Origin of the sequence: Winogradskyella marincola (genome assembly GCF_029624125.1) — a bacterium.
GTDB classification, from domain to species: domain Bacteria; phylum Bacteroidota; class Bacteroidia; order Flavobacteriales; family Flavobacteriaceae; genus Winogradskyella; species Winogradskyella marincola.
Window position 1 is genome coordinate 94,501 of the sequence record NZ_JARSBN010000009.1, and the last position, 23,209, is coordinate 117,709.

The 23,209-nt window shown below is 32.9% G+C and carries 23 protein-coding genes; 15 read left to right on the forward strand and 8 right to left on the reverse strand.

Annotated features, from left to right (window positions below):
- Window positions 1-151: 151 nt before the first annotated feature.
- The 6 genes from P7122_RS14485 (at window position 152) to speD (ending at window position 6,811) form a co-directional block, all read left to right on the forward strand.
- A complete protein-coding gene (locus tag P7122_RS14485; protein WP_278006513.1) occupies window positions 152-2,569 on the forward strand; it encodes a glycoside hydrolase family 31 protein in 2,418 nt (805 codons plus the stop codon).
- 84 nt (window positions 2,570-2,653) lie between these two features.
- Window positions 2,654-3,484, forward strand: a complete 831-nt coding sequence (locus P7122_RS14490) for a M48 family metallopeptidase (RefSeq protein ID WP_278006514.1) — start codon at window positions 2,654-2,656, stop codon at window positions 3,482-3,484.
- Window positions 3,485-3,553: 69 nt separating this feature from the next.
- A complete protein-coding gene (locus P7122_RS14495) occupies window positions 3,554-4,849 on the forward strand; it encodes an MFS transporter (protein ID WP_278006515.1) in 1,296 nt (431 codons plus the stop codon).
- Window positions 4,850-4,880: 31 nt separating this feature from the next.
- Window positions 4,881-5,789, forward strand: coding sequence for a hypothetical protein (locus P7122_RS14500; protein ID WP_278006516.1), 909 nt, complete (start codon window positions 4,881-4,883; stop codon window positions 5,787-5,789).
- Between the two features lie 80 nt (window positions 5,790-5,869).
- Window positions 5,870-6,421 carry a hypothetical protein gene (locus tag P7122_RS14505; RefSeq protein ID WP_278006517.1) on the forward strand — a complete coding sequence of 184 codons (552 nt, stop codon included), beginning with the start codon at window positions 5,870-5,872 and terminating at the stop codon, window positions 6,419-6,421.
- Between the two features lie 15 nt (window positions 6,422-6,436).
- Window positions 6,437-6,811, forward strand: a complete 375-nt coding sequence (gene speD, locus P7122_RS14510; protein WP_278006518.1) for an adenosylmethionine decarboxylase — start codon at window positions 6,437-6,439, stop codon at window positions 6,809-6,811.
- Here the strand turns inward: speD and P7122_RS14515 are convergent, their stop codons facing one another.
- The 3 genes from P7122_RS14515 to P7122_RS14525 all read right to left on the reverse strand — a co-directional run bounded on the left by P7122_RS14515 (window position 6,812) and on the right by P7122_RS14525 (window position 8,803).
- Window positions 6,812-7,036 carry a hypothetical protein gene (locus P7122_RS14515; RefSeq protein WP_278006519.1) on the reverse strand — a complete coding sequence of 75 codons (225 nt, stop codon included), beginning with the start codon at window positions 7,034-7,036 and terminating at the stop codon, window positions 6,812-6,814.
- A 62-nt stretch (window positions 7,037-7,098) separates the two neighbouring features.
- A complete protein-coding gene (locus P7122_RS14520; protein ID WP_278006520.1) occupies window positions 7,099-8,280 on the reverse strand; it encodes a glutathionylspermidine synthase family protein in 1,182 nt (393 codons plus the stop codon).
- Entirely contained in the window at window positions 8,243-8,803 is a 561-nt protein-coding gene (locus P7122_RS14525; protein ID WP_278006521.1) for a Cj0371 family chemotaxis-regulating polar lipoprotein, read from the reverse strand. The genes P7122_RS14520 and P7122_RS14525 overlap by 38 nt, the downstream gene beginning before the upstream one ends.
- Window positions 8,804-8,842: 39 nt before the next feature.
- Between P7122_RS14525 and P7122_RS14530 the strand changes: the two genes are divergently transcribed.
- Both P7122_RS14530 and P7122_RS14535 read left to right on the forward strand, forming a co-directional pair.
- Window positions 8,843-10,369: a polyamine aminopropyltransferase gene (locus tag P7122_RS14530; protein WP_278006522.1), complete on the forward strand. Its 1,527-nt coding sequence runs from the start codon at window positions 8,843-8,845 to the stop codon at window positions 10,367-10,369.
- A gap of 9 nt (window positions 10,370-10,378) precedes the next feature.
- Window positions 10,379-10,627, forward strand: coding sequence for a hypothetical protein (locus tag P7122_RS14535; RefSeq protein ID WP_278006523.1), 249 nt, complete (start codon window positions 10,379-10,381; stop codon window positions 10,625-10,627).
- A gap of 54 nt (window positions 10,628-10,681) precedes the next feature.
- Here P7122_RS14535 and P7122_RS14540 read toward each other — a convergent pair whose 3' ends face one another.
- Genes P7122_RS14540 through P7122_RS14555 form a run of 4 tightly spaced genes read right to left on the reverse strand, consistent with a single transcriptional unit; the run spans window position 10,682 to window position 13,641 of the window.
- Window positions 10,682-11,407: a head GIN domain-containing protein gene (locus P7122_RS14540; RefSeq protein WP_278006524.1), complete on the reverse strand. Its 726-nt coding sequence runs from the start codon at window positions 11,405-11,407 to the stop codon at window positions 10,682-10,684.
- Between the two features lie 37 nt (window positions 11,408-11,444).
- Window positions 11,445-12,533: a hypothetical protein gene (locus P7122_RS14545; protein ID WP_278006525.1), complete on the reverse strand. Its 1,089-nt coding sequence runs from the start codon at window positions 12,531-12,533 to the stop codon at window positions 11,445-11,447.
- Window positions 12,511-13,074 (reverse strand): hypothetical protein, encoded by a 564-nt coding sequence (locus P7122_RS14550; RefSeq protein WP_278006526.1) that lies wholly within the window; start codon window positions 13,072-13,074, stop codon window positions 12,511-12,513. Before P7122_RS14550 ends, P7122_RS14545 begins: the two co-directional genes overlap by 23 nt.
- A 12-nt stretch (window positions 13,075-13,086) precedes the next feature.
- The gene (locus tag P7122_RS14555; protein WP_278006527.1) at window positions 13,087-13,641 is read right to left on the reverse strand and encodes an RNA polymerase sigma factor; all 555 of its coding nucleotides are present in this window, start codon (window positions 13,639-13,641) and stop codon (window positions 13,087-13,089) included.
- Between the two features lie 229 nt (window positions 13,642-13,870).
- Here P7122_RS14555 and lon point away from each other — a divergent pair, with 229 nt between their 5' ends.
- The 4 genes from lon to cmk all read left to right on the forward strand — a co-directional run bounded on the left by lon (window position 13,871) and on the right by cmk (window position 18,889).
- A complete protein-coding gene (gene lon / locus P7122_RS14560; protein ID WP_278006528.1) occupies window positions 13,871-16,324 on the forward strand; it encodes an endopeptidase La in 2,454 nt (817 codons plus the stop codon).
- Entirely contained in the window at window positions 16,308-17,090 is a 783-nt protein-coding gene (locus tag P7122_RS14565) for a LysM peptidoglycan-binding domain-containing protein (RefSeq protein ID WP_278006529.1), read from the forward strand. The genes lon and P7122_RS14565 overlap by 17 nt, the downstream gene beginning before the upstream one ends.
- A 73-nt stretch (window positions 17,091-17,163) precedes the next feature.
- The gene (porQ, locus tag P7122_RS14570; protein ID WP_278006530.1) at window positions 17,164-18,195 is read left to right on the forward strand and encodes a type IX secretion system protein PorQ; all 1,032 of its coding nucleotides are present in this window, start codon (window positions 17,164-17,166) and stop codon (window positions 18,193-18,195) included.
- A gap of 10 nt (window positions 18,196-18,205) precedes the next feature.
- Window positions 18,206-18,889, forward strand: a complete 684-nt coding sequence (gene cmk / locus P7122_RS14575) for a (d)CMP kinase (protein WP_278006531.1) — start codon at window positions 18,206-18,208, stop codon at window positions 18,887-18,889.
- A 44-nt stretch (window positions 18,890-18,933) separates the two neighbouring features.
- Here the strand turns inward: cmk and P7122_RS14580 are convergent, their stop codons facing one another.
- Window positions 18,934-19,311 (reverse strand): LysM peptidoglycan-binding domain-containing protein, encoded by a 378-nt coding sequence (locus P7122_RS14580; protein WP_278006532.1) that lies wholly within the window; start codon window positions 19,309-19,311, stop codon window positions 18,934-18,936.
- Between the two features lie 343 nt (window positions 19,312-19,654).
- Between P7122_RS14580 and rpsA the strand changes: the two genes are divergently transcribed.
- The 3 genes from rpsA (at window position 19,655) to pyrR (ending at window position 23,204) form a co-directional block, all read left to right on the forward strand.
- Complete coding sequence (gene rpsA, locus P7122_RS14585) at window positions 19,655-21,493, forward strand: 30S ribosomal protein S1 (RefSeq protein WP_278006533.1); 1,839 nt, start codon at window positions 19,655-19,657, stop codon at window positions 21,491-21,493.
- A 298-nt stretch (window positions 21,494-21,791) separates the two neighbouring features.
- Window positions 21,792-22,535: a T9SS type A sorting domain-containing protein gene (locus tag P7122_RS14590; RefSeq protein WP_278006534.1), complete on the forward strand. Its 744-nt coding sequence runs from the start codon at window positions 21,792-21,794 to the stop codon at window positions 22,533-22,535.
- Window positions 22,536-22,664: 129 nt separating this feature from the next.
- Window positions 22,665-23,204 (forward strand): bifunctional pyr operon transcriptional regulator/uracil phosphoribosyltransferase PyrR, encoded by a 540-nt coding sequence (gene pyrR, locus P7122_RS14595; RefSeq protein WP_278006535.1) that lies wholly within the window; start codon window positions 22,665-22,667, stop codon window positions 23,202-23,204.
- Window positions 23,205-23,209: the final 5 nt, after the last annotated feature.

Genomic DNA, 23,209 nt, shown 5'->3' on the forward strand with positions numbered 1-23,209 from the left:
GTATTGATATTCGGGTTATTATTTGCGATTAAAGCAAAATTAATACCCGAAAACGTTATAGTTGACAATTCTGTATAATTACAATGTTAACCGCTTTCTTAAGTTCTAATTTTTCCGTTTTTTTACATGCCCTTTTATATTAAATCATGCTATGATAACAAACACAGAATTAGAGAATAAAGGAAATCAGTTTCCTTCAAAAATAATAGGCTTTGAGAAAGATGTTGATAAGCTTTATTTCTCAACAGATAACGATGTTATTCTTCAATTAACAGTTGTTAGAGATAGCCTTTTAAGATTTAGATATACAACCGTAGGAACGTTTGATAATGATTTCTCTTATGCTATAACCAAGTATGCAAGTATTGGATATAACAAGTTAGAAATTAAAGACAATGAAGACAAATACGTTGTAATTACCTCAAAGCTGAGGTGCGAGATTTCAAAAGAAAGTCTTCGTGTTTCAATCTATGATGTTAAAGATGGTATTTTAATTAATCAAGACGAGATTGGTTTTCATTGGGAAGAAAGTTATGAGTTTGGCGGAAACATCGTAAAGATGAGTAAAATATCTAACGATGGAGAAAGTTATTACGGACTGGGAGATAAACCAAATCACTTAAATTTAAAAGGAAAACGTTACACCAATTGGGTAACGGATTCTTATGCTTACGGAAAAGATACAGATCCAATTTATAAAACAATTCCTTTTTATACAGGTCTTCATCATGGTAAGGCTTATGGAATTTTCTTTGATAATTCATTTAGAAGCTCTTTTGATTTTGCCCAAGAAAGACGAAACGTAACAAGTTTTTGGGCGCAAGGCGGTGAGATGAATTATTACTTTTTCTACGGCCCAAAAATGAATGATGTTGTAGAAAGTTATACAGATTTAACAGGAAAACCTCATCATTTGCCACCTTTATGGGCTCTTGGCTTTCATCAGTGTAAGTGGAGTTATTATCCAGAAAACAAGGTAAAAGAAATAACATCAAAATTTAGAGAGCTTCAGATTCCTTGCGATGCTATTTATTTAGATATCGACTATATGGATGGCTTCCGTTGCTTTACATGGAATAAGGAATATTTTCCAGATCCAAAGCGAATGGTAGATGAGCTAAAGGAGCAAGGTTTTAAAACTGTTGCAATTATAGATCCTGGAATAAAAATAGATAAGGATTATTCAGTTTTTAAAGAAGCCTTAGAAAATGATTATTTCTGTAAACGCGCAGACGGTCCTTATATGAAAGGAAAAGTTTGGCCTGGTGAGTGTTATTTTCCAGATTTCACAAATCCGGAAGTTAGAGATTGGTGGTCAGGACTTTTTAAAGAACTAATAGAAGAAATAGGTATTAAAGGCGTTTGGAATGATATGAATGAGCCAGCCGTAATGGAGGTGCCTAATAAAACATTTCCAGATGATGTAAGACACGATTACGATGGCAACCCTTGCAGTCACAGAAAGGCGCATAATATTTATGGTATGCAAATGGCACGTGCAACGTATCAAGGCTTAAAGAAGTATTCGTTTCCAAAACGTCCGTTTGTAATCACAAGATCAGCTTATTCTGGTACGCAGCGTTATACGTCCACTTGGACAGGTGATAATGTTGCAACTTGGGAGCATTTATGGATTGCGAACATTCAGGCGCAACGTTTAGCCATGTCTGGTTTTTCATTTGCAGGAAGTGATATAGGTGGTTTTGCAGAGCAACCACAAGGAGAATTGTTTACACGTTGGATTCAATTAGGTGTTTTTCATCCTTTCTTCAGAGTACATTCATCAGGTGATCATGGAGATCAAGAACCTTGGGCTTTTGATGAAGATGTTACTGACATCGTTAGAAAATTCATAGAATTAAGATATCAACTACTTCCGTATTTGTACACAGCTTTTTGGAACTATGTTGACCACGGAACACCGTTATTGAAATCTTTAGTGATGTTCGACCAAGACGATGTTCAAACACATTACAGAACAGACGAGTTTATATTTGGTGAACAAATTTTGGCTTGCCCTGTATTAGAACCTAATGCAAAAGGACGCAGAATGTATATTCCTCGAGGAAGTTGGTATAATTTCTGGACGGATGAGATTATAAAAGGCGGAAAAGAGATGTGGGTAGATGCAGATATCGATAGCATGCCAATTTATATAAAAGAAGGAGCAATTATTCCAAAGTTTCCAGTTCAGCAATATGTAGGTGAAAAGGAAATAAAAGAGATTACACTAGATGTTTATTATAAAGAAGGTAAAGAAGTAAGTGAATTGTATAGTGATGCTAACGATGGTTACGATTATACAAAAGGACGTTACAGTCTAAGAAACTTTAGCCTTACAGGAAGAGAAAATGAGCTCATTATAAATCAGCATAAAGAAGGAAAGTATATTACCGAATATGAAACCTTTAATGTTATTATTCATGGATTGCCTTTTAATATTTCAGAAATTCAGATAGACAATCAGGTTATTTCTTTAGAACATTTAAAATCCAATGGAACCAACTCTTTTGTTGTAGATAAAAACTTCGCTGAGCTTCATATTATAGGAGAAGAAGAAAACTCTTAGTGACCAACTAAAAAAAGAAGTGTCTTATAGTTACAAATAGATTTTTGTACTTTAGTAAATACATAATATTTAAAAATATTAACTATGACTTTTAAAAAAGCATTATCAATACTAGGAATAGTAGCAATCGTTGTATCATGTGCTACTAACCCTTTCACAGGAAAAAAAACAATGGCATTTGTATCTAACGATCAATTGTTTCCTTCATCTTTTGCTCAATATAATCAGGTATTAAATGAAAGCAAAGTTATAACAGGAACTAAAGATGCAGAGATGATTACCAGAGTAGGTCAGCGTATAGCTGTAGCTGCAGAACGTTGGTTAAATGCAAATGGACATCAAGGTTATTTAGAAGATTACAAATGGGAATATAAATTAATAGAGTCTGATCAAGTTAATGCATGGTGTATGCCAGGTGGTAAAATAGCTTTTTATACAGGCATTTTACCAATTGCACAAAATGAAACAGGTGTAGCTGCAATTATGGGACACGAAGTTGCTCATGCTTTGGCAAATCATGGTCAACAGCGTATGAGCTCTGGAATGTTACAGCAATTAGGAGGTATAGGTGTTGCTGTTGCAACCGGAAATGAGAGTCCAGAAAAACAACAATTATGGATGCAAGCTTACGGCTTAGCAAGTAATGTAGGAGGTATGTTACCATTTAGTAGAGCACATGAAACAGAAGCTGATAAAATAGGATTGTACTTAATGGCAATAGCGGGTTATAATCCAGACGAAGCGGCAGAATTATGGAAACGTATGAAAGCGAATAGCGGAGGACAAGCACCACCAGAATTCTTAAGTACGCACCCAAGCAACGATTCTAGAATTAAAAATTTACAATCACTTTCGTCAAAAGCTAAAGCTGAAGCGAAAAAATTTGATGTCACAACATTTAGACCAATAAATTAATATTGGGTTAAAGAATATTTATTTACTTTAGGAGCTGCTCAATTTGAGCAGCTTTTTTAATTTATATCTATGAGCGAACTTAAAAAAGGAAGTAAGAAACTTCTTAATGCATGGGCATTCTACGATTGGGCAAATTCTGTATATACATTAACCATTGCTTCATCAATATTTCCAATATTTTATTCATCTTTATTTCTTGCTGAAGTAAAGACTGTTGTGGCTTTTGGTTATGAATTTAAAAGTACGGCTCTTATTACGTTTGTTACGGCTTTCACGTTTTTAGTTGTAGCTTTTTTATCACCAATTTTATCTGGTATTTCAGATTATATAGGTAATAAGAAGAATTTTATGAAATTCTTTTGTTATGTAGGATCTGTAGGCTGTGTAGGCTTGTATTTTTTCGATAAAAGTCCAGATGAAATCCATCTTAGCTTGTTGTTCTATTTTATGGGACTTATAGGTTATTGGGGAAGTTTGGTGTTTTACAACTCTTACTTACCAGATATAGCACATGAGGAACAACAAGATAGTATAAGTGCTAAAGGCTTTAGTCTAGGATACATTGGAAGTGTTATATTACTTATAATTAATTTGGCTATGGTAATGAGTCAAGAAGATGCTGCAGATAAGGTGCAAATGATGCGTTATTCATTTATAACCGTAGGTATTTGGTGGGCAGGTTTTAGTCAATATACATTTTATGTACTGCCAAAGGGCGCATCTTCTGGGCATAAAGTAACTAAAGATGTCATCTTTAATGGTTTTAAAGAGTTAAAAGGTGTTTGGATAGAGTTAAAACAAAACCTAAGGTTAAAACGATATCTCAATGCTTTTTTTGTGTTTAGTATGGCTGTGCAAACTATAATGTTAGTCGCTGTTTATTTTGGGGAAGAGGAAATTGCTTGGGGAAGTGATGAGGCAAAAACAACAGGATTAATAGTAAGTATATTAGTTATTCAACTTGTGGCAATTGTAGGTGCAATACTAACATCAAAAGCATCATCAAAATTTGGAAATATACCAACATTAATTGCCGTGAATTTTATTTGGATGTGCTTATGTTTTTATGCATATTTTATGGAAACACCTGTTCAATTTTATATAGCAGCATCTTTAGTCGGATTGGTAATGGGAGGTATACAATCTTTGGCACGTTCAACCTATTCAAAATTTTTACCAGAAACAGAAGATACAACATCTTATTTTAGTTTTTATGACGTTGCAGAAAAAATAGGTATTGTTATAGGTATGCTTATATATGGTTTTATAGACCAAATTACAGGTAGTATGCGCAATTCAATACTGTTCTTATTTATATTTTTTCTTGTAGGTATTATTTTACTCTTTAGAGTTCCTAAAAAATAGTTTCAAAATTTATTCTTAACTTTAGCATGCTATGGTTAAGAAAATATTTATGCTTTGTGCATTTGCCATTTTATTTATGGCTGCAAATTGCGATAACGAACCTTATGAAGGTGAAATTATCTTTGAAGACACTGCGTGTATAGAGGCTATAGAGACTACATCTATGGCTCTTGGAAACTTTCTAAATGCTTCCGAAGAAGACTATTATGAATTTTGTTTAGATTACAAAGAAGCGCTATTAAACCAAATAGAAATCTGTGGTGATGAAGATGGTAGTTTGCAATTGTTGTCTGATGAACTAGATGATTGCTATGACGATGATTTATGTGCTGAAGCCATTGCAGCTACAGAAATTGCTGAAGCTAATTATAATAATTATACCGAAGACGACAGTTACCAACAATTGTGTGAAGCCTACAAGTCTGCTTTAGAATACCAGCAAGAGGTTTGTGGAGAAAGTGCAGTCTTACAATCATTAATTTTAGGATTAGGAGATTGTCAACAAGAATTTGTAGAAACACCAGGAGATTGGATTCTAGTCAGTTGGATTACAGATAACTTAAGAGATATTGATAATGATGGTGTTGTTACTAACAATTATTTAGATGAAATAGATTGCTACACCAACGAAACAATGACATTCAATACTGATGGAACAGGTGCTATGTTTTTAAGATCTTATGCAGATATTACTTTTACTCCCAATGAAGGAGGCGAAGATTTTTTTATAGACTGTAATACTATCATAGAAGATATTGCCTTCACTTGGTATCAAGAAGGGAATTCTGTTTTTATAACAGATAATGAGGGTGTTACAAATCAATATTTTAGAAATGGTAACTCGTTATTTGTAGCTATAGATGATGCTTTTTATGCGCAAAGCACGGTAGATGATTCTGTGATAACAGAACGTATTACGTTTGTTTATATTAAACTTTAGATTTTTGTTACTATTATTTTCATTTAGGATATATACTTCGTAAATATTCTTATATTGCCAGTAACTTAATTTAACATATAATGAAAAAGCTATTAATTCTTTCCATTTTATCTCTAACTGTATTTTCATCTTGTAGTAGTAAAGTAGATCTTGCTATAGATAATCCTACAGACGTATCTGTTGAAGTTGTAGTAGATACTTTAAGGGTTTTGGTACCACCAAAGGATGTTGTTTGGGTAGAAATGGGACCAGGTGAGCATCAGTTAACCTTAGAGAACGATAGCATAATAAAATATAACTTTACAGAGTCTGTATACATGATAAATCCTTCCTTATCTGAGTATTTAGTTGCAGACGAATACTATGGTCCACCAGCTTTTCAAGATTCGTATACTTCTTCTTTACCAAATAAAGAAGTTACGTTTTTGGGTATGACGATTGAAGGAAACTACAATGTCTTAACAGATGTTATTAATAAGGTTACTTGGGATTACGGTCCAAGAGAAACATTACCAGAAATGGTAGAAGTAGATGCTGATGAGTCTTATACAACATTGGTTAAAGTTTATGATAGTGTAGAATTTATGAACTTAATGCTTAGTTCTTACAACGACTATTCTGAAGACGAATAAATTCAATCAATAATCTTGAAAACCTCTCTAGGCACACATATTACTTGGGATGTGTATAACTGTAATGCAGATACACTATCATTTATACCTACTGTAAAAACAGTATTAAATGCTATTGTTGAAGAATTACAGCTTACCAAGGTTAATGAGTCATACAAACAGTTTGAGCCCATAGGTGTCACAGGATTTATTCTTTTAGAAGAAAGCCATGTCAGTATACATTCCTGGCCAGAACATCAATTTGCAGCAGTAGATATTTTTTCTTGCAGACCTTTTGACGCTAAGAAAATTCAAGAATTGTTAATGAAGTCTTTTAGTTCAGATAAAGTTGTTATTAAGCAGATAGAAAGGGGAGAGGCTATCTCAATAATTTCTGAGGACTTAATTTAATTAGGACTTATTTTCAATTTCTCTGGACAAGCCTTCATCATTTTTACCACATATTCCACAAAAAACAGCTTCATTTTTAGTGTTACCACACCAATTACATCCTTTAGGATTCCTTAATCCAAAAGATGAAATGATAAAATAGCCAATAAGAGGAGTCGTTACTATGCAAATCAATAAAGCTAAAAAGAAATTAATCTTTCTGTTTTTACTTTCTTGATAGCACATTAATACTGTTAATATTATTAATATGACTAGTATTACTTTTAGCAATCTTAAATTCTTATAAGTTAAATAATAAAGTGAGACATAAACTCACAATCATCGGTAATAATCTTTGATTCTTGTGTTCTTAAGTTTATGGCAGACGCTCTCGATGTGTAGAACATTCCTATTTGATAAAAATAATCTTCTTCATCTTTGTTCAATGGATAGAATTTTTGAAATACCATATCCTGATGTCCAAAATCACCTTTAGATTTAGCTTCAGAATTACCCATAGCTTCTATAGATATATTTTCACCCAAACGACCATAAACAGGTTTTTGTACATAATTGTATAAGCTAGGTTCTTTGTTCAAATACGTTTCAGCCAAAATGTTATTCGGGAAGTTTTGTGTGATATAGGCCAAAAACTTTTTATTCTGCCAAATCGCTGTGTATGGTGGATTTAAAACTACAACTTTATCATTTAGAATTAAGTCTGAAAGGATGTGTGCCAATTCAGGCTCGTCATTAAACATCCAATCCCAAGGAATCATTTTAAAAAGCACATCAACATCTTCATATTCATCACCAATTTGATGAAATACACCTTCATCCGAAAAAACGACATGCTCTAAGTCTGAATAAAATGGTTTATAGCCAGCTTCGTAAGCTATATCTATAATGCAGTTAACGTTTTCTTTGTCTTCAATATAGCCAAAGGAAGTTCCCAGAAAAACAGGTTTGTCTTTACCTAAATAAGATTTTAGGTTAGATAAAGCATCTTTTATATCAAACTTTAGAGTATTAAAACTTTGCGGATTGCCTTTTAATTGTTCTAATTGAAGAGGTTGCCACAATAATGTCTCAGGCAATGTGCTGCATGTGTCTGCATTAAACTCTATAATGCGACCATAATCAGATTTTAAACCTCCATTAATATCAAAACGACCATAGAGAAAAGGATGTTTGTTCTTGTTCTTCCAGCTATGTTCAATACATTTTTGAAACGATAACGGAATACCAAGTTCTCCTAACTTGTGCTCGGCAATGATTTTGTCAGTGGCACGTTGAAATAAATAAAACGCTTCATCAGAAATACGACGTAGTTGCTCTACCTCTGAACGGTAAATACCAAGTAATTCTTCAGAAAAATAGTCTTCTTCTAAATACCAGTGTAAGCGATGTGGAACGTGTTTCTTTTTAAGACGTTTTATTTCTTTAAAACGACTATCCTCCAAACGATCTAAACGACTTTCCGCTGCCATATCCTCTAGATGATTTTCCTGGTACACTTACTCTTCGAGATGTTGCAGAGCTTCTTAAATCGTTTTTTAATCCTGTAGATTTATTATAAGCAGAAGCATTTTTGTAGTTACTTTGGTTTGGTGTAACGTTACGTAAACTTCTATTAAAATAAGAAGCTGCTAATGAGTAGTACAGAATGCTTCTTAAACCCGAATGACGACTGTAAGATGACTCGTCATTTTTCATTTTTCTTAAAGATAATGTATCTGTTGTTCCCTCTAATGTGTGTACAATAGCAAGAGATTTATCTTTATCATCAATTAAACGCTCGTCGATGATTTTATAATCATTTCCTGGTTCTACTTCTTCAACCTCAGTGATAACACCTTGTGTAGATTCGTAAACCGTTTCTTGCTGTGCATCTTTAATGCGTGGACTCGGATCGTCGTCGCCACAACTTTGAAGTGTTAACGAGGCAACAACAGCTGCAGTCAACGTTATTTTTTTAGTTAAAGCAAGACCAGTTATAATTTTTTTATTCATCTTTGACAGGTTAATTTGCTCAAACATAATCAATTTTTAATGAATAAAAAAGCACTAATTCCATTTGCTGTATTTATTGCAGGTTTATGCTCAATCATCTACGAATTATTAATTAGTACTACTGCAACTTATTTTTTAGGAGATGGTGTAAGACAGTTCTCTATTATTATTGGTGTGTATCTGTTTTCTATGGGAATAGGTGCCTTTTTGTCTAAATTTTTTAAGGACAAGCCACTCACATTTTTTATCAATGTAGAGTATCTGCTTGGTTTTATTGGAGGTATTTCTGTGCCACTCCTTTACATGCTATTTGTGTACGTGTCTCCAATGATATTGCAAATTAGTTGTTTGGCTATCATTTTTGTAATAGGATTACTTACAGGTATGGAAGTGCCATTACTAACCTTTGCTTTAGAGGAGAGTAATATCAAAAACAACTTATCTAATGTATTGTCGTTAGATTACATTGGAGGACTTATTGCCACCTTAATTTTTCCATTCATCATACTTCCGTTTGTTGGCTTGTACTATTCGTCGCTAATTTTCGGAATTGTAAATATTGTCTTAGGTATTCTTTTGAATTATACCTTACTCAAAGACAAAAAACGAAACAGCATTTTTGGCTTTTTGGCCGTTATTGCTTTGGTCGTTTTAGTGTTGTTTGGCGGTAAGCTCTTAAAGGTTTGGGATCAGAAAATTTACAAGCGTCCTATTGTATTGAATGAGCAAACACCATATCAAAAAATTGTAATGACCAAAACACAAGGAGATGTTAGGTTGTACCTTAATAGAGTGATACAATTTTCATCTTCAGATGAGCATCGTTACCATGAGTCTTTGGTACATATTCCTCTAGCGATGCATTACAATCCAAAGCGTGTTTTAATTCTTGGTGGAGGCGAAAATTTAGCGAGTAGAGAAGTTTTAAAGCATAGTTCTGTGCAGCGTGTTGATGTTGTAGATATTGATAGTACCATGTTTTATCTGGCAAAAGAGAATAAATATCTAAAGGATATTAACGCAGATGCTGCAAAAAATGAAAAAGTAAATCTTATACCAGAAGATGCGTTTACTTATCTTTTTAATAATACTGAAAAGTACGATGTAATCATTGCAGATTTGCCAGACCCAACCAATCAGGCTTTGGCAAGATTGTACAGCAAGCAGTTTTTTTTAATGGCGAAGCGAAACCTTAAAAAGGATGGTGTTTTTGTAACACAATCTGGCGAAATCTATTTCTCAAATAAAGTCTTTAGTTGTATCAACAATACCTTGGCATCAGTTTTTGAAGACGTACAACCATATCACACGTATATACCATCGTTTGGAGATTGGGGATTTATTATCGCCAGACATGAAGGAAACGACAGTAAAGTAGATACTAAAGCTTTGCCTGAAGATTTAAAATATCTCAACCCAAACCAAATAGAACAAGCCTTTATTTTTCCTAAGGATATTGCTATTGCAGACACAAAACAGAATACTTTAGATAACCCAATTATCCTTAACTATTTCTTAGACGAATGGGAAAAATGGAAAGTAGATTTTGAAGCTGGGACGAAGTAATTAATTTTTATGAAGAATAGAGAATTATGTTTTCAATTTAAATCCAAGTTTTTAAATCTAAGTTATGAAGATGAGATAACTGATATTCTGATGGACTTTGCTCTAGACAATAAAGTGTCAGTAGGAGGGAATTTAGATACAGGGTTTTGTTTTTGTGTTGATATTGATAATGAGATTCCAATTAATCTAAAAAGTAATTTTATCAACTTTATGTCTAAAAGTTACACACAATTATTTGATGAAATAATATTTAAATAAAAAAGGACAAGCAAACACTTGTCCTTTCTTCTTTTTTGGTTGATTGATTGGGCACTAGTTGCTAACGCTACCAGAGCCTGTTACTTTAGTGTCTTTGTTGGTTGGGTTTCCTGAGTATTTTACATCACCAGAGCCTGTAATTCTTACTTTAAGTTCACCATTACAAACTACATTAGCACCACCAGAACCAGTAATTTTAGCAGTAACATTAGTACTGTCTAAATCGCTACCATCAAAATCTCCAGACCCTGTTATTTTTGTAGTCAAATCTGTGGTAGAACCACTTAACTCAATGTCACCTGATCCAGAAATACTACTTTCAACTGAGTTAGAGCTAATATTTAAATTGATGTCGCCAGATCCTGCAATGGATACATCAAAATGATCTGATTTAATAGTGCCAGAGTTTTCAATATCACCAGAGCCAGCTAAGGATACAGAGTTAATAGATTCATAAGGAATTGTTACTACGATTGTTTTAGAAGGTCTAAGATTAACACCATCTTCAACTTTTACAACAAGTTTACCTCCTTCAACTTTGGTAACGATGTGTTCCATAAGGTTAGAATCACCTTCAATGGTAATGTTTCCTTCTTTGCCTTGTACCAGCTTAAAGTTCATTGGTCCAGCAGATTTTAAGCCATCATAGTCTCCTGTAGATCTGTTTTCTGTAGTAATGTTTCCGTTGCCTTTAACTTTTTCTGATTTTCCCCATTGCGCACAAGATGTTGTAACACTAAAAAGAAAAACTACTAACGTAATTGATTTTAATAATTTCATGATTTTGAATTGTTTGGTTACTGTTCGTTTTTTTTGATTATTGTTGTTTAAAGCTTACGCTTCCGTACTGTGATTTTATTTTTACATAGTTGCCAGAGCCTTTAGTGCCATGGTAACCATTGTATTTTTTTTCAAAAGAATCCACCTCTTTATTGGTGAAATTAAATGTATCTGAATCTCTTAATGAGGCATATTCTAGATCGATATCAAAATCAAAATTGTAATTGCTATCGTAGCCAATGGTAATACCCATAAACTCAGAATCGATATCTATAATCTTAGCTTTAGAAGCTATGCGATCTATCTTTAGAGATCCGTAATTAGCCCTAATTCTTGCATTTTTGTATATGTTGCCTAACCTTAATGATAAGTAGTCTCCATTTCCACTCAGGTTATTAACGTTATCAATTGTTAGAGAGCCATAATCACATACATATTCAACATTTTCTGCAGCCTCAACAACAGATTTAGAATAGTCAGCATTGATTTTTAAATTCTCTGCTTTAGCCACAGTAAAGCCACTGTAATCTGCATTAATTCTCCCACCTTTAATGTATTCAAAGTAACTGTTGTTGGTGTAATCAAAACGTAGTTCGTTATTGCTAGATAACAGCTCTTTAGTGGTAATTTTGCCATAATCACAGATAATTTTTGCACTGCCTTCTAAACGGTCTAGATTTATAGAGCCATAATCGTTATTAAGATCTACATTGCCAGATATAGGCATTTTTACGATGTAGTTAATCTCTAGTTTAAGATTCATTTTTTTGCCCCAATTCCACCAGTTTTTATTATTTTTTCCAATTTTGGTAATGGCAGATACATAATCGTTGCTCGAAGAAAAATCAATGTCAATATTGTCTAAACGGTCTTCAACTTTTTCGGCATTATTACCAGTGACTTTTATGATAATATCAAAATCAATTTTGTTCTGATCCCATGTAATCACTTCAAGATTACCATAACTGTTACTTATTTTTAGTGTTGCATTAGAGGATACATTAAAAGACTTTTTAATGTTGCGCTCTTTTGAGGTTTTAATAGCAACAGGCTCTATGTTTGCTAATGCAATAAAGGGCATTAACAAAAGGAGTAGTGCTATTTTAAAATGTATTTTTTGGTTCATCACTGTTGGTTTTTAATTCTTTAATAATTTCAATTTGTTCTAGAACTGTGTTTAAAACATCTATTCTGTTCTGAAAGTTGCTAATCATAGCATAGATAACACGTTGGTCTTTGTTGCTTTCGGTTAAATCAGTTTTTAATTGTTGATAGTCTTTTTCTAACAGTTCAATTCGGTTAAGCGCATCTGTAATAACTTGCTCAGTTAATGGAGAGCGCTCATTGTTTAGCTTTTTTAATTCAGCATTAATTGTGGTTGTAAAGAAATCTTGAGTTTCAGACATTTCTGGAGACACACTTGCTAAATCCATAACTTCTGGCTGTGCATTTGATGTTGTAAATACTGCTAAGCAAATGACTAAAGAAGCTGCTATGGCTAAAAAGGGTTTCCAATTAAAACCAGAAGACTTCTTTGGCTCAGTAGAAGCTATTGTGTTAGCATTAAGTTTGTCTAAAAAACGACTTTCATGACCTGTATTTGGTTCGTTGATATCAAACTCACCTCTAAGGTTATCAAATAATTCATCAATGGTATCTTTCTTCATAATTCTTCGTTTTTAAGCAGTTGGTACTAACTTTTTACGTAAACTTTCTTTAGCTCTGGATATCATGGTTCTGCAATTGGCATACGAGATGTCCATAATGTCACAGATTTCATCATAATCATAACCTTCAATAAGGTGTAAGGTTAGACCCAAGTTGTAATTTGGTTTTAAGGTCTTCATTACTTTTATAATTTCTTTTACCTTATCATCATTGTTTTGGCTATGTGCGTCTATGCCGTTATCATCTTCAACTTTATACATTACAGGTTCTAGTGGTACTTCATTTTGTTTTATGGCTTTGTTGTAATGTGCAATACTATTATTTACCACAATACGTTTTAACCATGCACCAAATAACTTAGTGTCTTCTAGAGTTTCAAGTTTTGTAAAAGCAGTTAAAAATGACTCTTGCATAATGTCTTCAGCCTTAAAAGAATCTTTTACAATTCTTAACGCTGTGTTATACATGGCTTTGTTGTATCTATTGTAAACTTCTACCTGCGCACGTTGGTTACGAGATTTACAAAGCACTAATAACTGTTCGATATTTTGATTGGTTGATGTCAAAAAAACAATTGCTTTATTCTATAGATGAAGGTGTTTTAATATTGTTACACTTTAGGTAAAAAAACTTTTAAATTTAGTTAAAGGTAATGGCATAACAATTGAATTATTATAGATGTGAATAACTTTGATTATCTTGTAATACATTGATAGTCAACATAAAGTTAATTATTAATACTTTTAAATAAATGCTATTCTGTTATTTTTTGTGACAGAATGGCTTAAAAATAATATGAAGAAATCAAATTTTTTAAGTCTTGACAGTTTGTCATTGCAGGATTTTGACGAAAATTCAGAATTAATTCCATTAATGACTCCAGAGGATGAGGAATTAATTAATAATGAATCTTTACCAGAGTCTTTACCTATTTTACCATTACGAAACACTGTATTGTTTCCAGGTGTTGTAATCCCTATAACAGCAGGTAGAGATACATCTATAAAACTTATTAATGACGCCAACAAAGGCGGAAAAGTTATAGGTGTTGTAGCTCAAAAAGACGAATCTGTAGAAAACCCTTCTGCTCAAGATATATACAAAACAGGTACAGTTGCACGCATTCTTAAAGTGCTTAAAATGCCAGATGGTAATACAACAGTTATCATTCAAGGTAAAAAGCGTTTTATGGTAAATGAGGTTATTTCTGAAAAACCATACTTAACCGCAACGATTTCAGATTTATCTGAAACAAAACCAGAAGCTGGAAACGAAGAATTCTCTGCAATAATAGATTCTATAAAAGACCTGTCATTAGAGATTATAAAAGAGAGTCCAAACATTCCTACGGAGGCTACTTTTGCAATTAAGAACATTGAGAGCAATTCATTCTTGGTAAATTTTGTGTCTTCTAATATGAATCTTAAGGTTGAAGAAAAACAAGAACTTTTAAAGATTAATGATTTAAAAGAACGTGCGCTTCAGACTTTAAAATACATGAACTTAGAATATCAAAAGCTTGAGCTTAAGAACGATATTCAAAATAAGGTTCAGAGTGATATGAACCAACAGCAACGTGAGTATTTCTTGCACCAACAGATGAAAACCATCCAGGAAGAATTAGGTGGAGGTGTATCTTCTGGTCAGGAGATAGAAGACATGAAAGCACGTGCCAAAGAGAAAAGTTGGGACGATAAGGTAAAAGAGCATTTTGATAAGGAATTAGCAAAAATGCAACGTATGAATCCTCAGGTGGCAGAGTATTCTATTCAACGTAATTATTTAGATTTATTTTTAGACTTACCATGGAACGAATTCAGTGAAGATAAATTTGATTTAAAACGTGCCATGGAAATCTTAGATCGCGATCATTTTGGATTAGACGATGTAAAAAAACGAATTATAGAGTATTTGGCAGTCTTAAAACTTCGTAATGATATGAAGTCGCCAATTCTATGTTTATATGGACCTCCAGGTGTTGGTAAAACCTCATTAGGAAAATCTATAGCCGAAGCTTTAGGAAGAGAATATGTAAGAATTTCTCTAGGTGGCTTACGTGACGAAGCAGAGATTCGTGGGCATAGAAAAACGTATATTGGTGCTATGCCAGGACGAATTATTCAGAGCTTAAAGAAAGCAGGTACATCTAACCCAGTATTTGTTTTAGATGAGATTGATAAGTTGTCTACAGGTAGCCAAGGCGATCCGTCTTCTGCAATGTTAGAGGTTTTAGATCCAGAACAAAACAATGAGTTTTACGATAACTTCTTAGAAATGGGTTACGACCTGTCTAAGGTAATGTTTATAGCAACCTCTAATAGTCTTAATACTATTCAGCCTGCATTGAGAGACCGTATGGAAATTATTAATGTTACAGGTTATACTATTGAAGAAAAAGTAGAAATTGCAAAACGTCATTTATTGCCTAAGCAGCTAAAAGAGCATGGCTTAGATAATAAAGCACTTAAAATAGCAAAGCCTCAATTAGAAAAAATTGTTGAAGGATACACGCGCGAATCTGGAGTAAGAGGTCTGGAAAAACAAATTGCAAAAATGGTGCGTTATGCAGCCAAAAACATTGCAATGGAAGAAGACTATAATGTAAAGATTTCTAACGACGATGTTATTGAAGTTTTAGGTAGTCCTAAATTAGAACGCGATAAATACGAAAATAATAATGTAGCAGGTGTTGTAACAGGTTTAGCTTGGACTAGAGTAGGAGGAGATATTCTTTTTATTGAGTCTATCTTATCAAAAGGTAAAGGTAGTCTTACCATTACAGGAAATCTAGGTAAAGTAATGCGAGAGTCTGCTACTATTGCTATGGAATATATTAAAGCCAATGCGGATACTTTTGGTATTAATGCAGAAGTTTTTGATAAGTACAACGTGCATATTCATGTTCCGGAAGGTGCTACACCAAAAGACGGACCAAGTGCAGGTGTTACGATGTTAACGTCTTTGGTATCTTTATTTACGCAACGTAAAGTAAAGAAGAGTTTGGCCATGACAGGAGAAATTACTTTAAGAGGAAAAGTATTGCCAGTTGGTGGAATTAAAGAAAAGATTTTAGCAGCAAAACGCGCAAAAATTAAAGAGATTCTTTTATGTGAAGATAATAAACGCGATATTGACGAAATAAAACCTGAATATCTTAAAGGTTTAACCTTTCATTATGTGAAAGATATGAGCGAGGTTTTAGATATTGCGATTACAAATCAAAAAGTAAAGAATGCAAAAAAGCTTTAGGTTAGTTGTTACGGTTAGTCTTATTATCTGTTCGTTTACCAATAGTTTTGGTCAAGTAGAAGGACAGTTTAAGGATGTAGCCTTAGACAATAAACCAGCAAAGCTTAATGTGGTTACAGGCGAGATTACTCTGGTTAACTCAGAAGATAAATCAGTAGTAGTTCAGAAAGATTCTCTTACAGAATCATCTAAAAGTGTTTTAAAGGATTCTGATATAGGTAACACAGAAACAGATTATCATATTGTAAAAGAAAATGAAACCCTTTTAGATATTGCTAATCGTTATAAAATAACCCTTACAGCTTTAAAAGAGGCTAATAATTTAGAAACTACTCTTGTAGACAAAGGCCAAAAGCTTAGGGTTAAAAATTTTGAAACACAATCTGAAAATGATAATTCAATGCATGTAATAACAGTAGATTCATCTTCTACTGTTATTACATCTTCAGATAGAAAAACCGATATTCATATTGTAAAAAAAGACGAAACGTTATTTAGTTTAGCTAAGCGTTATAATTTAACAGTAGAAGAACTCAAAAGAAAAAACGGTTTGTCATCTAGTTTAATAAAAGTAGGACAAGAATTAAATGTGTCTCACTCTACAAACAACAACAATATAACTTCTAAGTCTTTATGGACAGTATCTAAAGGAGATACTTTATACAACATTTCCAAAAGAAATGGACTTACAGTTGATGAATTAAAATCTCTAAACGGACTTACTAATAATCTTATTTTAGTTGGTCAAACATTGAAGTTAAAATAGAAATAAAGCACTTCAAAAAAATAAAAAAATCATATCATCGTTTTAAGATAGATTTGTTTATTTTGCACAATCTATGATAAAGAGGGTTACCCAATTCTGTTTTATGCTTTTAGCGTTGCCTATGTTTGCTCAATTGGGTGGTGAATCTACTTATCAATTTCTCAACCTTGTATCATCACCAAGACAAGCAGCACTAGGAGGTAAAATTATTACCAACTTCGATCACGACGTTACTGAGGCATTATATAATCCTGCATCTTTAAATTGGAAAATGCACAATCAGCTCGCTGTAAATGTGTCTAACTTTTTAGGAGGAATTACTTACGGTACAGCTGCGTATGCATATACTTGGGACAGACATTTGCAAACATTTCACTTTGGTGTTACCTACATAAATTATGGAACGTTTGATGGATATGATGTTAATGGTAATTCCACAGGAACATTTAGTGGTAATGAAGCTGCTATTTCTGCTGGATATAATTATAATATACCTTATACAGATTTTTACGTAGGTGCCAATGTAAAGATTATCACTTCTCTTTTAGAGCAATATAATTCTGTAGGTGGAGCAGTAGATTTGGGTGTAATGTATATTAATGAAAAGTTAGATTTTCATGCAGCATTAACCGTAAGAAATTTAGGAACTCAGTTTACCACGTATGCTGGCCAGAATGAACCCTTACCATTTGAAGTAAATTTTGGAATGTCTCAAACATTAGAGAATGTTCCTATTAGGTGGCATCTAACGATGGAAAATCTACAAAAATGGCCAATAGGTGTGTCTAATCCAGCAAGAGCAACAACAGATTTAGACGGAAATCAAACACAGGAAAAAGTTGGTTTTTTTAATAATGCACTTCGACATTTAATTTTAGGAGCAGAGTTATGGCCAGAACGAGGATTTAATCTACGATTTGGTTATAATTTTAGACGAGCAGAAGAATTAAGAATAGTAGATCAAAGAAACTTTTCGGGTTTATCTGTAGGTGTTGGTATTCGATTAAATTCACTACGATTTAGTTACACACATGCTAGGTATACAAGCGCATCTAACACTAGCTTTTTTGGGCTTCAATTAGACTTAGACGGAAGAAGACGATAATAAAATAAGTATGAGTAGAATAGTTATAGCAATAGATGGATTTTCATCTACGGGAAAAAGTACTATTGCAAAGCAATTAGCCAAACACCTAAATTACATTTATGTAGATACAGGTGCCATGTATAGAGCAGTAACTTATTTTGCTATGGAGAATGAATTAATTGGAGAAGGTTTTTTTCATTCAGAAAAGCTTATAGAGCGTTTAGATGAAATACATATAACCTTTAAATTTAATGAAGCTTTAGGTTTTGCAGAAGTTTATTTAAATAACAAGAATATTGAAAAACCAATAAGAACATTAGAGGTTTCAAAATATGTAAGTCCTATTGCAACAATTTCTGAAGTGCGTCAAAAATTAGTAGAACAGCAGCAATTAATGGGTAAGGACAAAGGCATTGTAATGGATGGCAGAGATATTGGTACTGTTGTTTTTCCTGATGCAGAACTGAAAATTTTTATGACAGCTTCTGCCAAAACCAGAGCACAAAGACGTTATAAAGAGTTATTAGAACGTGGTCACAACCTAAGTTATGACGAAGTTTTAGAAAATGTAACCACAAGAGATCGTATAGATTCTACAAGAGAAGACTCACCTTTAGTGAAAGCAGATGATGCTATTGAGATTGATAACTCGGATTTAACGATAGAAGAGCAAATAAAAACACTTTTAGAATTAGCAGAATCTAAAGCATAAAAAAAGCGACCAATCGGTCGCTTTTTTTATTATATAAATCTAGATTATAGATTAGGAATCACTAGTTCTTGATCTGGATGAATTAAATCCGGATTTTTAAGAATGTTAGTATTCGCTTCAAAAATTTCTTTGTACTTCATTGCATCACCATAGTAGTGCTTAGCAATTTTACCTAAAGTCTCACCAGATTTTACAGTATGTCTGGCATAAACTGATTCGTCAGCAACTTTAATATCTGCCATAATATCTGAAGGCTCATCACCACCAATTTCTTTTATCTTGTCCCAAAGTAAGTTTTTTTCGTACTGCGTAGCAGCAGTTCCCCAAACTTTAAGTTGATCATTTTCTACTTCAACTTTACCATCTTGAATGTTTAATTGTTCCCCTAAATCTAGAACGTCTTGGTATTTTGCTTTCACCATGATTGTTTTAATTTTTAAGTATTAATAGTTATTGTAAATATACCAATTTAAATGCCAAAATACTGATTTTTAAAGCATCAAATTCGTATTCAATATTAAGACACATAAAATAAATATTGGTCACTAAATATTTAATATATTGTTATTATACAGCTAATACTTCTATAGTATACAGAATTATGTTAATAATAGTTTGTTAATTGATTGAAAATGATTAATTTTGCGCTCCTTTTTAGCGGACTTGTGATAGTGAAAAGGTTAGACAAAAACAAATTTTAATTAGCTTCTGTAAATTTATCCGCAATACTTTCTAAAAATACAGAATACAAATTTTTAATCAGCAATGGCTGAAAACAAAACAAAACAAGCTGAAGTTGAAGCAACTGAAGCAAAAAAGGCTGAAGCTCCAATAGTAGTTTCTGAAGCTCAAGCAAATCCAGAAAAATTCTTAAAAGAGTTCGATTGGCACAATTACGAAGAAGGAATTGAGCAGGTAGAGGACACAAAACTTGCAGAATTTGAAAAATTAGTATCTGAAAATTTCGTTGACACTTTAGATGACGAGGTTGTAGAAGGTGAAGTGATCCACATCACTGATAGAGATGCTATTATTGACATTAACGCTAAATCTGAAGGTGTAATTTCTCTTAACGAGTTCCGTTACAATCCAGATTTAAAAGTTGGTGATAAAGTAGAAGTATTAATTGATGTACGTGAAGACGCTACAGGTCAATTAGTATTATCTCACAGAAAAGCTCGTGTAATTAAAGCATGGGATAGAGTTAATAAAGCTCACGAAACTGGTGAAATCGTTAACGGTTTTGTTAAGTGTAGAACTAAAGGTGGTATGATCGTTGACGTTTTCGGAATCGAAGCATTCTTACCAGGTTCTCAAATTGACGTTAAGCCAATTAGAGATTACGACCAGTACGTAAATAAAACTATGGAATTCAAAGTTGTAAAAATCAACCACGAATTTAAGAACATAGTAGTTTCTCACAAAGCACTTATTGAGGCTGATATTGAGGAGCAAAAGAAAGAAATCATTGGCCAGTTAGAAAAAGGACAAGTATTAGAAGGTGTTGTTAAAAACATTACTTCTTACGGTGTGTTTATCGATTTAGGTGGTGTAGATGGTTTAATTCATATTACAGACTTATCATGGTCTCGTATCAACCATCCAAATGAGATTGTTGAGTTAGATCAAAAATTAAATGTTGTAATTCTTGATTTTGATGAAAACAAATCTAGAATTCAATTAGGTCTTAAGCAATTATCTAAGCATCCTTGGGAAGCTTTAGGTGAAGATCTTAAAGTTGGTGACAAAGTAAAAGGTAAAGTAGTAGTTATCGCTGATTACGGTGCCTTTGTAGAAGTTGCTGATGGTGTAGAAGGTTTAGTACACGTTAGTGAAATGTCTTGGTCTACACACTTACGTTCTGCTCAAGACTTCGTTTCTGTAGGTGACGAAATCGAAGCTCAAGTATTAACTTTAGATAGAGATGACAGAAAAATGTCTCTTGGTATTAAGCAATTAACACCAGATCCATGGACTGATATTACATCTAAGTATCCTGTAGGTTCTAGACACACAGGTATAGTACGTAACTTTACTAACTTTGGTGTATTTGTTGAGTTAGAAGAAGGTATCGATGGTCTTATCTATATCTCTGACTTATCTTGGACTAAGAAAATTAAGCATCCATCTGAGTTCTGTAATGTAGGCGACAAATTAGAAGTAGTTGTCTTAGAACTAGATGTTGAAGGACGTAAATTATCTTTAGGTCACAAGCAAACAGAAGAAAATCCTTGGGATAAGTACGAAACTGAGTTTGCACTTGGTACATCGCACACAGCTGCAATTACTGAGATCGTAGACAAAGGTGCTACAATTGAGTTTAACGAAGATATCGTTGCTTTTGTACCACAACGTCACTTAGAAAAAGAAGATGGTTCTAAGCTTGCTAAAGGTGAAGAAGCAGAATTCAAAATCATTGAGTTCAACAAAGAATTCAAAAGAGTTGTAGCGTCTCATACTGCAGTATTTAGAGAAGAAGAAGCTAAAATCGTTAAGCAAGCTGTTAAGAAAGCAGAAGCTCAAGCGGCTGAAGCTAAACCAACTTTAGGTGATGCAAACGATGCTTTACAAGCACTTAAAGACAAAATGGACGGAAAGAAGTAATTCGATCCTAAATATATCTTTTAAAGCCTCTCATTTCTGAGAGGCTTTTTTTGTTTTAAAAATCAACTTATTAACATTAATATTAGTTAATTATTAATCTTTTTGTTAAAAAAATATGATTAATATGTTTTTAATGTTAAAATATTGAGTATTTCATCTAATTGGTTAGTTGATTTCTAATAGTTTTATTAAATTAGGTAATATCAAGTAACCATATAGTTATTTGATGTTAATGTTCTTCCCCACGTATTAGTACTTATCATAATAATGAAATGTTTAACCCAAAAATTCTATAATTATGAAAAAAATCTTACTCAGTTTTGCATTTTTAACCTTTACGGTACTAAGTGCTCAAAGTGGAGACACCATTAATCATGCGATTAATGTAGATGGAACAAATGTAAGTGTTAATCTTGTAGATTTCACTTCGGCAACTGCCTCAGGATTATTGCCTGAATGTAATACTTCAGAAGATGTCTTTTATAGACATACTGTTAGTGAAGGTGATAATAAAGTTGAAATAGGAATGATTAGTTCTGGATTAACCTTATTAGCTAATATGGATTATCAAATACTGCTTGCGCCAGGAGGTGATACCAATGCTTTGCAAGAAGTGACTTGCGATTCTTATGCGGTAATAGTACTAGCAGGTGGAAGTTTTAATCTTGTGATTGATAATGTTAATGCTTCAGATGAATATTATTTAAGAATATATAAAAACAACGAAGCTCTTATCGACTTACAAGGATTACTAGAAGGTACATTAATATCCATGACAAGTAGTTTTGATGCTACACTATCTATTAACGATACAGAAGAAAACCCAATAAATTTTGCTGTAACAAAAGATCGTATTAATTTATCTGAAGACGCTAATTTTTCTCAATACAAAATTTATAGTATAGAAGGAAGACTTGTAAATCATTCAACAATTATACATCAAAGTAATACAATAGATATTACTAATTTATCAAAAGGTATTTACGTATTGAATATAGCTAATGATAAAGGGCTGTATTCGCATAAATTTATTAAGTACTAATACAAGTTTTGTAACTACCCTTTGTATTAAAGTCCATGTATTAACATGGACTTTTTTTATGCTGTTATATTAGTTTGAAACTCTCATAATTTACCTTAACTTTGCTAACCAACAACGTTTGGAAACTACATGAGTCAAAAAGTATTACTCAATTCTAAGGAAGTCAACATTATACTACATAGATTGGCTTGTCAACTTATTGAAAACCACGATGATTTTTCTGAAACTGTTTTAATAGGCATTCAACCAAGAGGTAAATTTCTGGCAGACCGATTAGCACAGATGCTTAAGGAAGATTATAAGATTAAGAATGTTCAATTAGGGCAACTAGATATTACTTTTTTTAGAGATGACTTTAGAAGAGGTGATAAGCCATTAGAAGCCAATTCTACAGAGATAGATTTTATAGTAGAAGATAAAAATGTAGTTTTTATAGATGACGTCTTATATACAGGACGTAGTATAAGATCTGCATTAACTGCAATACAGTCTTTTGGAAGGCCAAACAATATAGAACTACTAACTTTAATAGACAGAAGATTTAGCAGGCATTTACCAATTCAGCCCAATTACAGAGGCAGACAAGTGGATGCCATAGACAATCAAAAAGTAAAAGTGAACTGGATTGAGAATGGAGGAGAGGATAGTGTGTATTTAATTGATAAATAGAAAAT

What these genes read in the sequence shown, in the direction of transcription:
- rpsA (WP_278006533.1), top strand. Translation starts at nt 19,655, where the DNA reads ATGGCTGAAAACAAAACAAAACAAGCTGAAGTTGAAGCAACTGAAGCA.
- P7122_RS14485 (WP_278006513.1), top strand. Translation starts at nt 152, where the DNA reads ATGATAACAAACACAGAATTAGAGAATAAAGGAAATCAGTTTCCTTCA.
- P7122_RS14500 (WP_278006516.1), top strand. Translation starts at nt 4,881, where the DNA reads ATGGTTAAGAAAATATTTATGCTTTGTGCATTTGCCATTTTATTTATG.
- P7122_RS14580 (WP_278006532.1), bottom strand. Translation starts at nt 19,311, where the DNA reads ATGGTGAAAGCAAAATACCAAGACGTTCTAGATTTAGGGGAACAATTA.
- P7122_RS14545 (WP_278006525.1), bottom strand. Translation starts at nt 12,533, where the DNA reads ATGAACCAAAAAATACATTTTAAAATAGCACTACTCCTTTTGTTAATG.
- P7122_RS14530 (WP_278006522.1), top strand. Translation starts at nt 8,843, where the DNA reads ATGAATAAAAAAGCACTAATTCCATTTGCTGTATTTATTGCAGGTTTA.
- P7122_RS14495 (WP_278006515.1), top strand. Translation starts at nt 3,554, where the DNA reads ATGAGCGAACTTAAAAAAGGAAGTAAGAAACTTCTTAATGCATGGGCA.
- P7122_RS14515 (WP_278006519.1), bottom strand. Translation starts at nt 7,036, where the DNA reads ATGTGCTATCAAGAAAGTAAAAACAGAAAGATTAATTTCTTTTTAGCT.
- P7122_RS14590 (WP_278006534.1), top strand. Translation starts at nt 21,792, where the DNA reads ATGAAAAAAATCTTACTCAGTTTTGCATTTTTAACCTTTACGGTACTA.
- P7122_RS14565 (WP_278006529.1), top strand. Translation starts at nt 16,308, where the DNA reads ATGCAAAAAAGCTTTAGGTTAGTTGTTACGGTTAGTCTTATTATCTGT.
- P7122_RS14540 (WP_278006524.1), bottom strand. Translation starts at nt 11,407, where the DNA reads ATGAAATTATTAAAATCAATTACGTTAGTAGTTTTTCTTTTTAGTGTT.
- P7122_RS14505 (WP_278006517.1), top strand. Translation starts at nt 5,870, where the DNA reads ATGAAAAAGCTATTAATTCTTTCCATTTTATCTCTAACTGTATTTTCA.
- P7122_RS14550 (WP_278006526.1), bottom strand. Translation starts at nt 13,074, where the DNA reads ATGAAGAAAGATACCATTGATGAATTATTTGATAACCTTAGAGGTGAG.
- P7122_RS14535 (WP_278006523.1), top strand. Translation starts at nt 10,379, where the DNA reads ATGAAGAATAGAGAATTATGTTTTCAATTTAAATCCAAGTTTTTAAAT.
- lon (WP_278006528.1), top strand. Translation starts at nt 13,871, where the DNA reads ATGAAGAAATCAAATTTTTTAAGTCTTGACAGTTTGTCATTGCAGGAT.
- P7122_RS14525 (WP_278006521.1), bottom strand. Translation starts at nt 8,803, where the DNA reads ATGAATAAAAAAATTATAACTGGTCTTGCTTTAACTAAAAAAATAACG.
- cmk (WP_278006531.1), top strand. Translation starts at nt 18,206, where the DNA reads ATGAGTAGAATAGTTATAGCAATAGATGGATTTTCATCTACGGGAAAA.
- porQ (WP_278006530.1), top strand. Translation starts at nt 17,164, where the DNA reads ATGATAAAGAGGGTTACCCAATTCTGTTTTATGCTTTTAGCGTTGCCT.
- P7122_RS14520 (WP_278006520.1), bottom strand. Translation starts at nt 8,280, where the DNA reads ATGGCAGCGGAAAGTCGTTTAGATCGTTTGGAGGATAGTCGTTTTAAA.
- P7122_RS14490 (WP_278006514.1), top strand. Translation starts at nt 2,654, where the DNA reads ATGACTTTTAAAAAAGCATTATCAATACTAGGAATAGTAGCAATCGTT.
- pyrR (WP_278006535.1), top strand. Translation starts at nt 22,665, where the DNA reads ATGAGTCAAAAAGTATTACTCAATTCTAAGGAAGTCAACATTATACTA.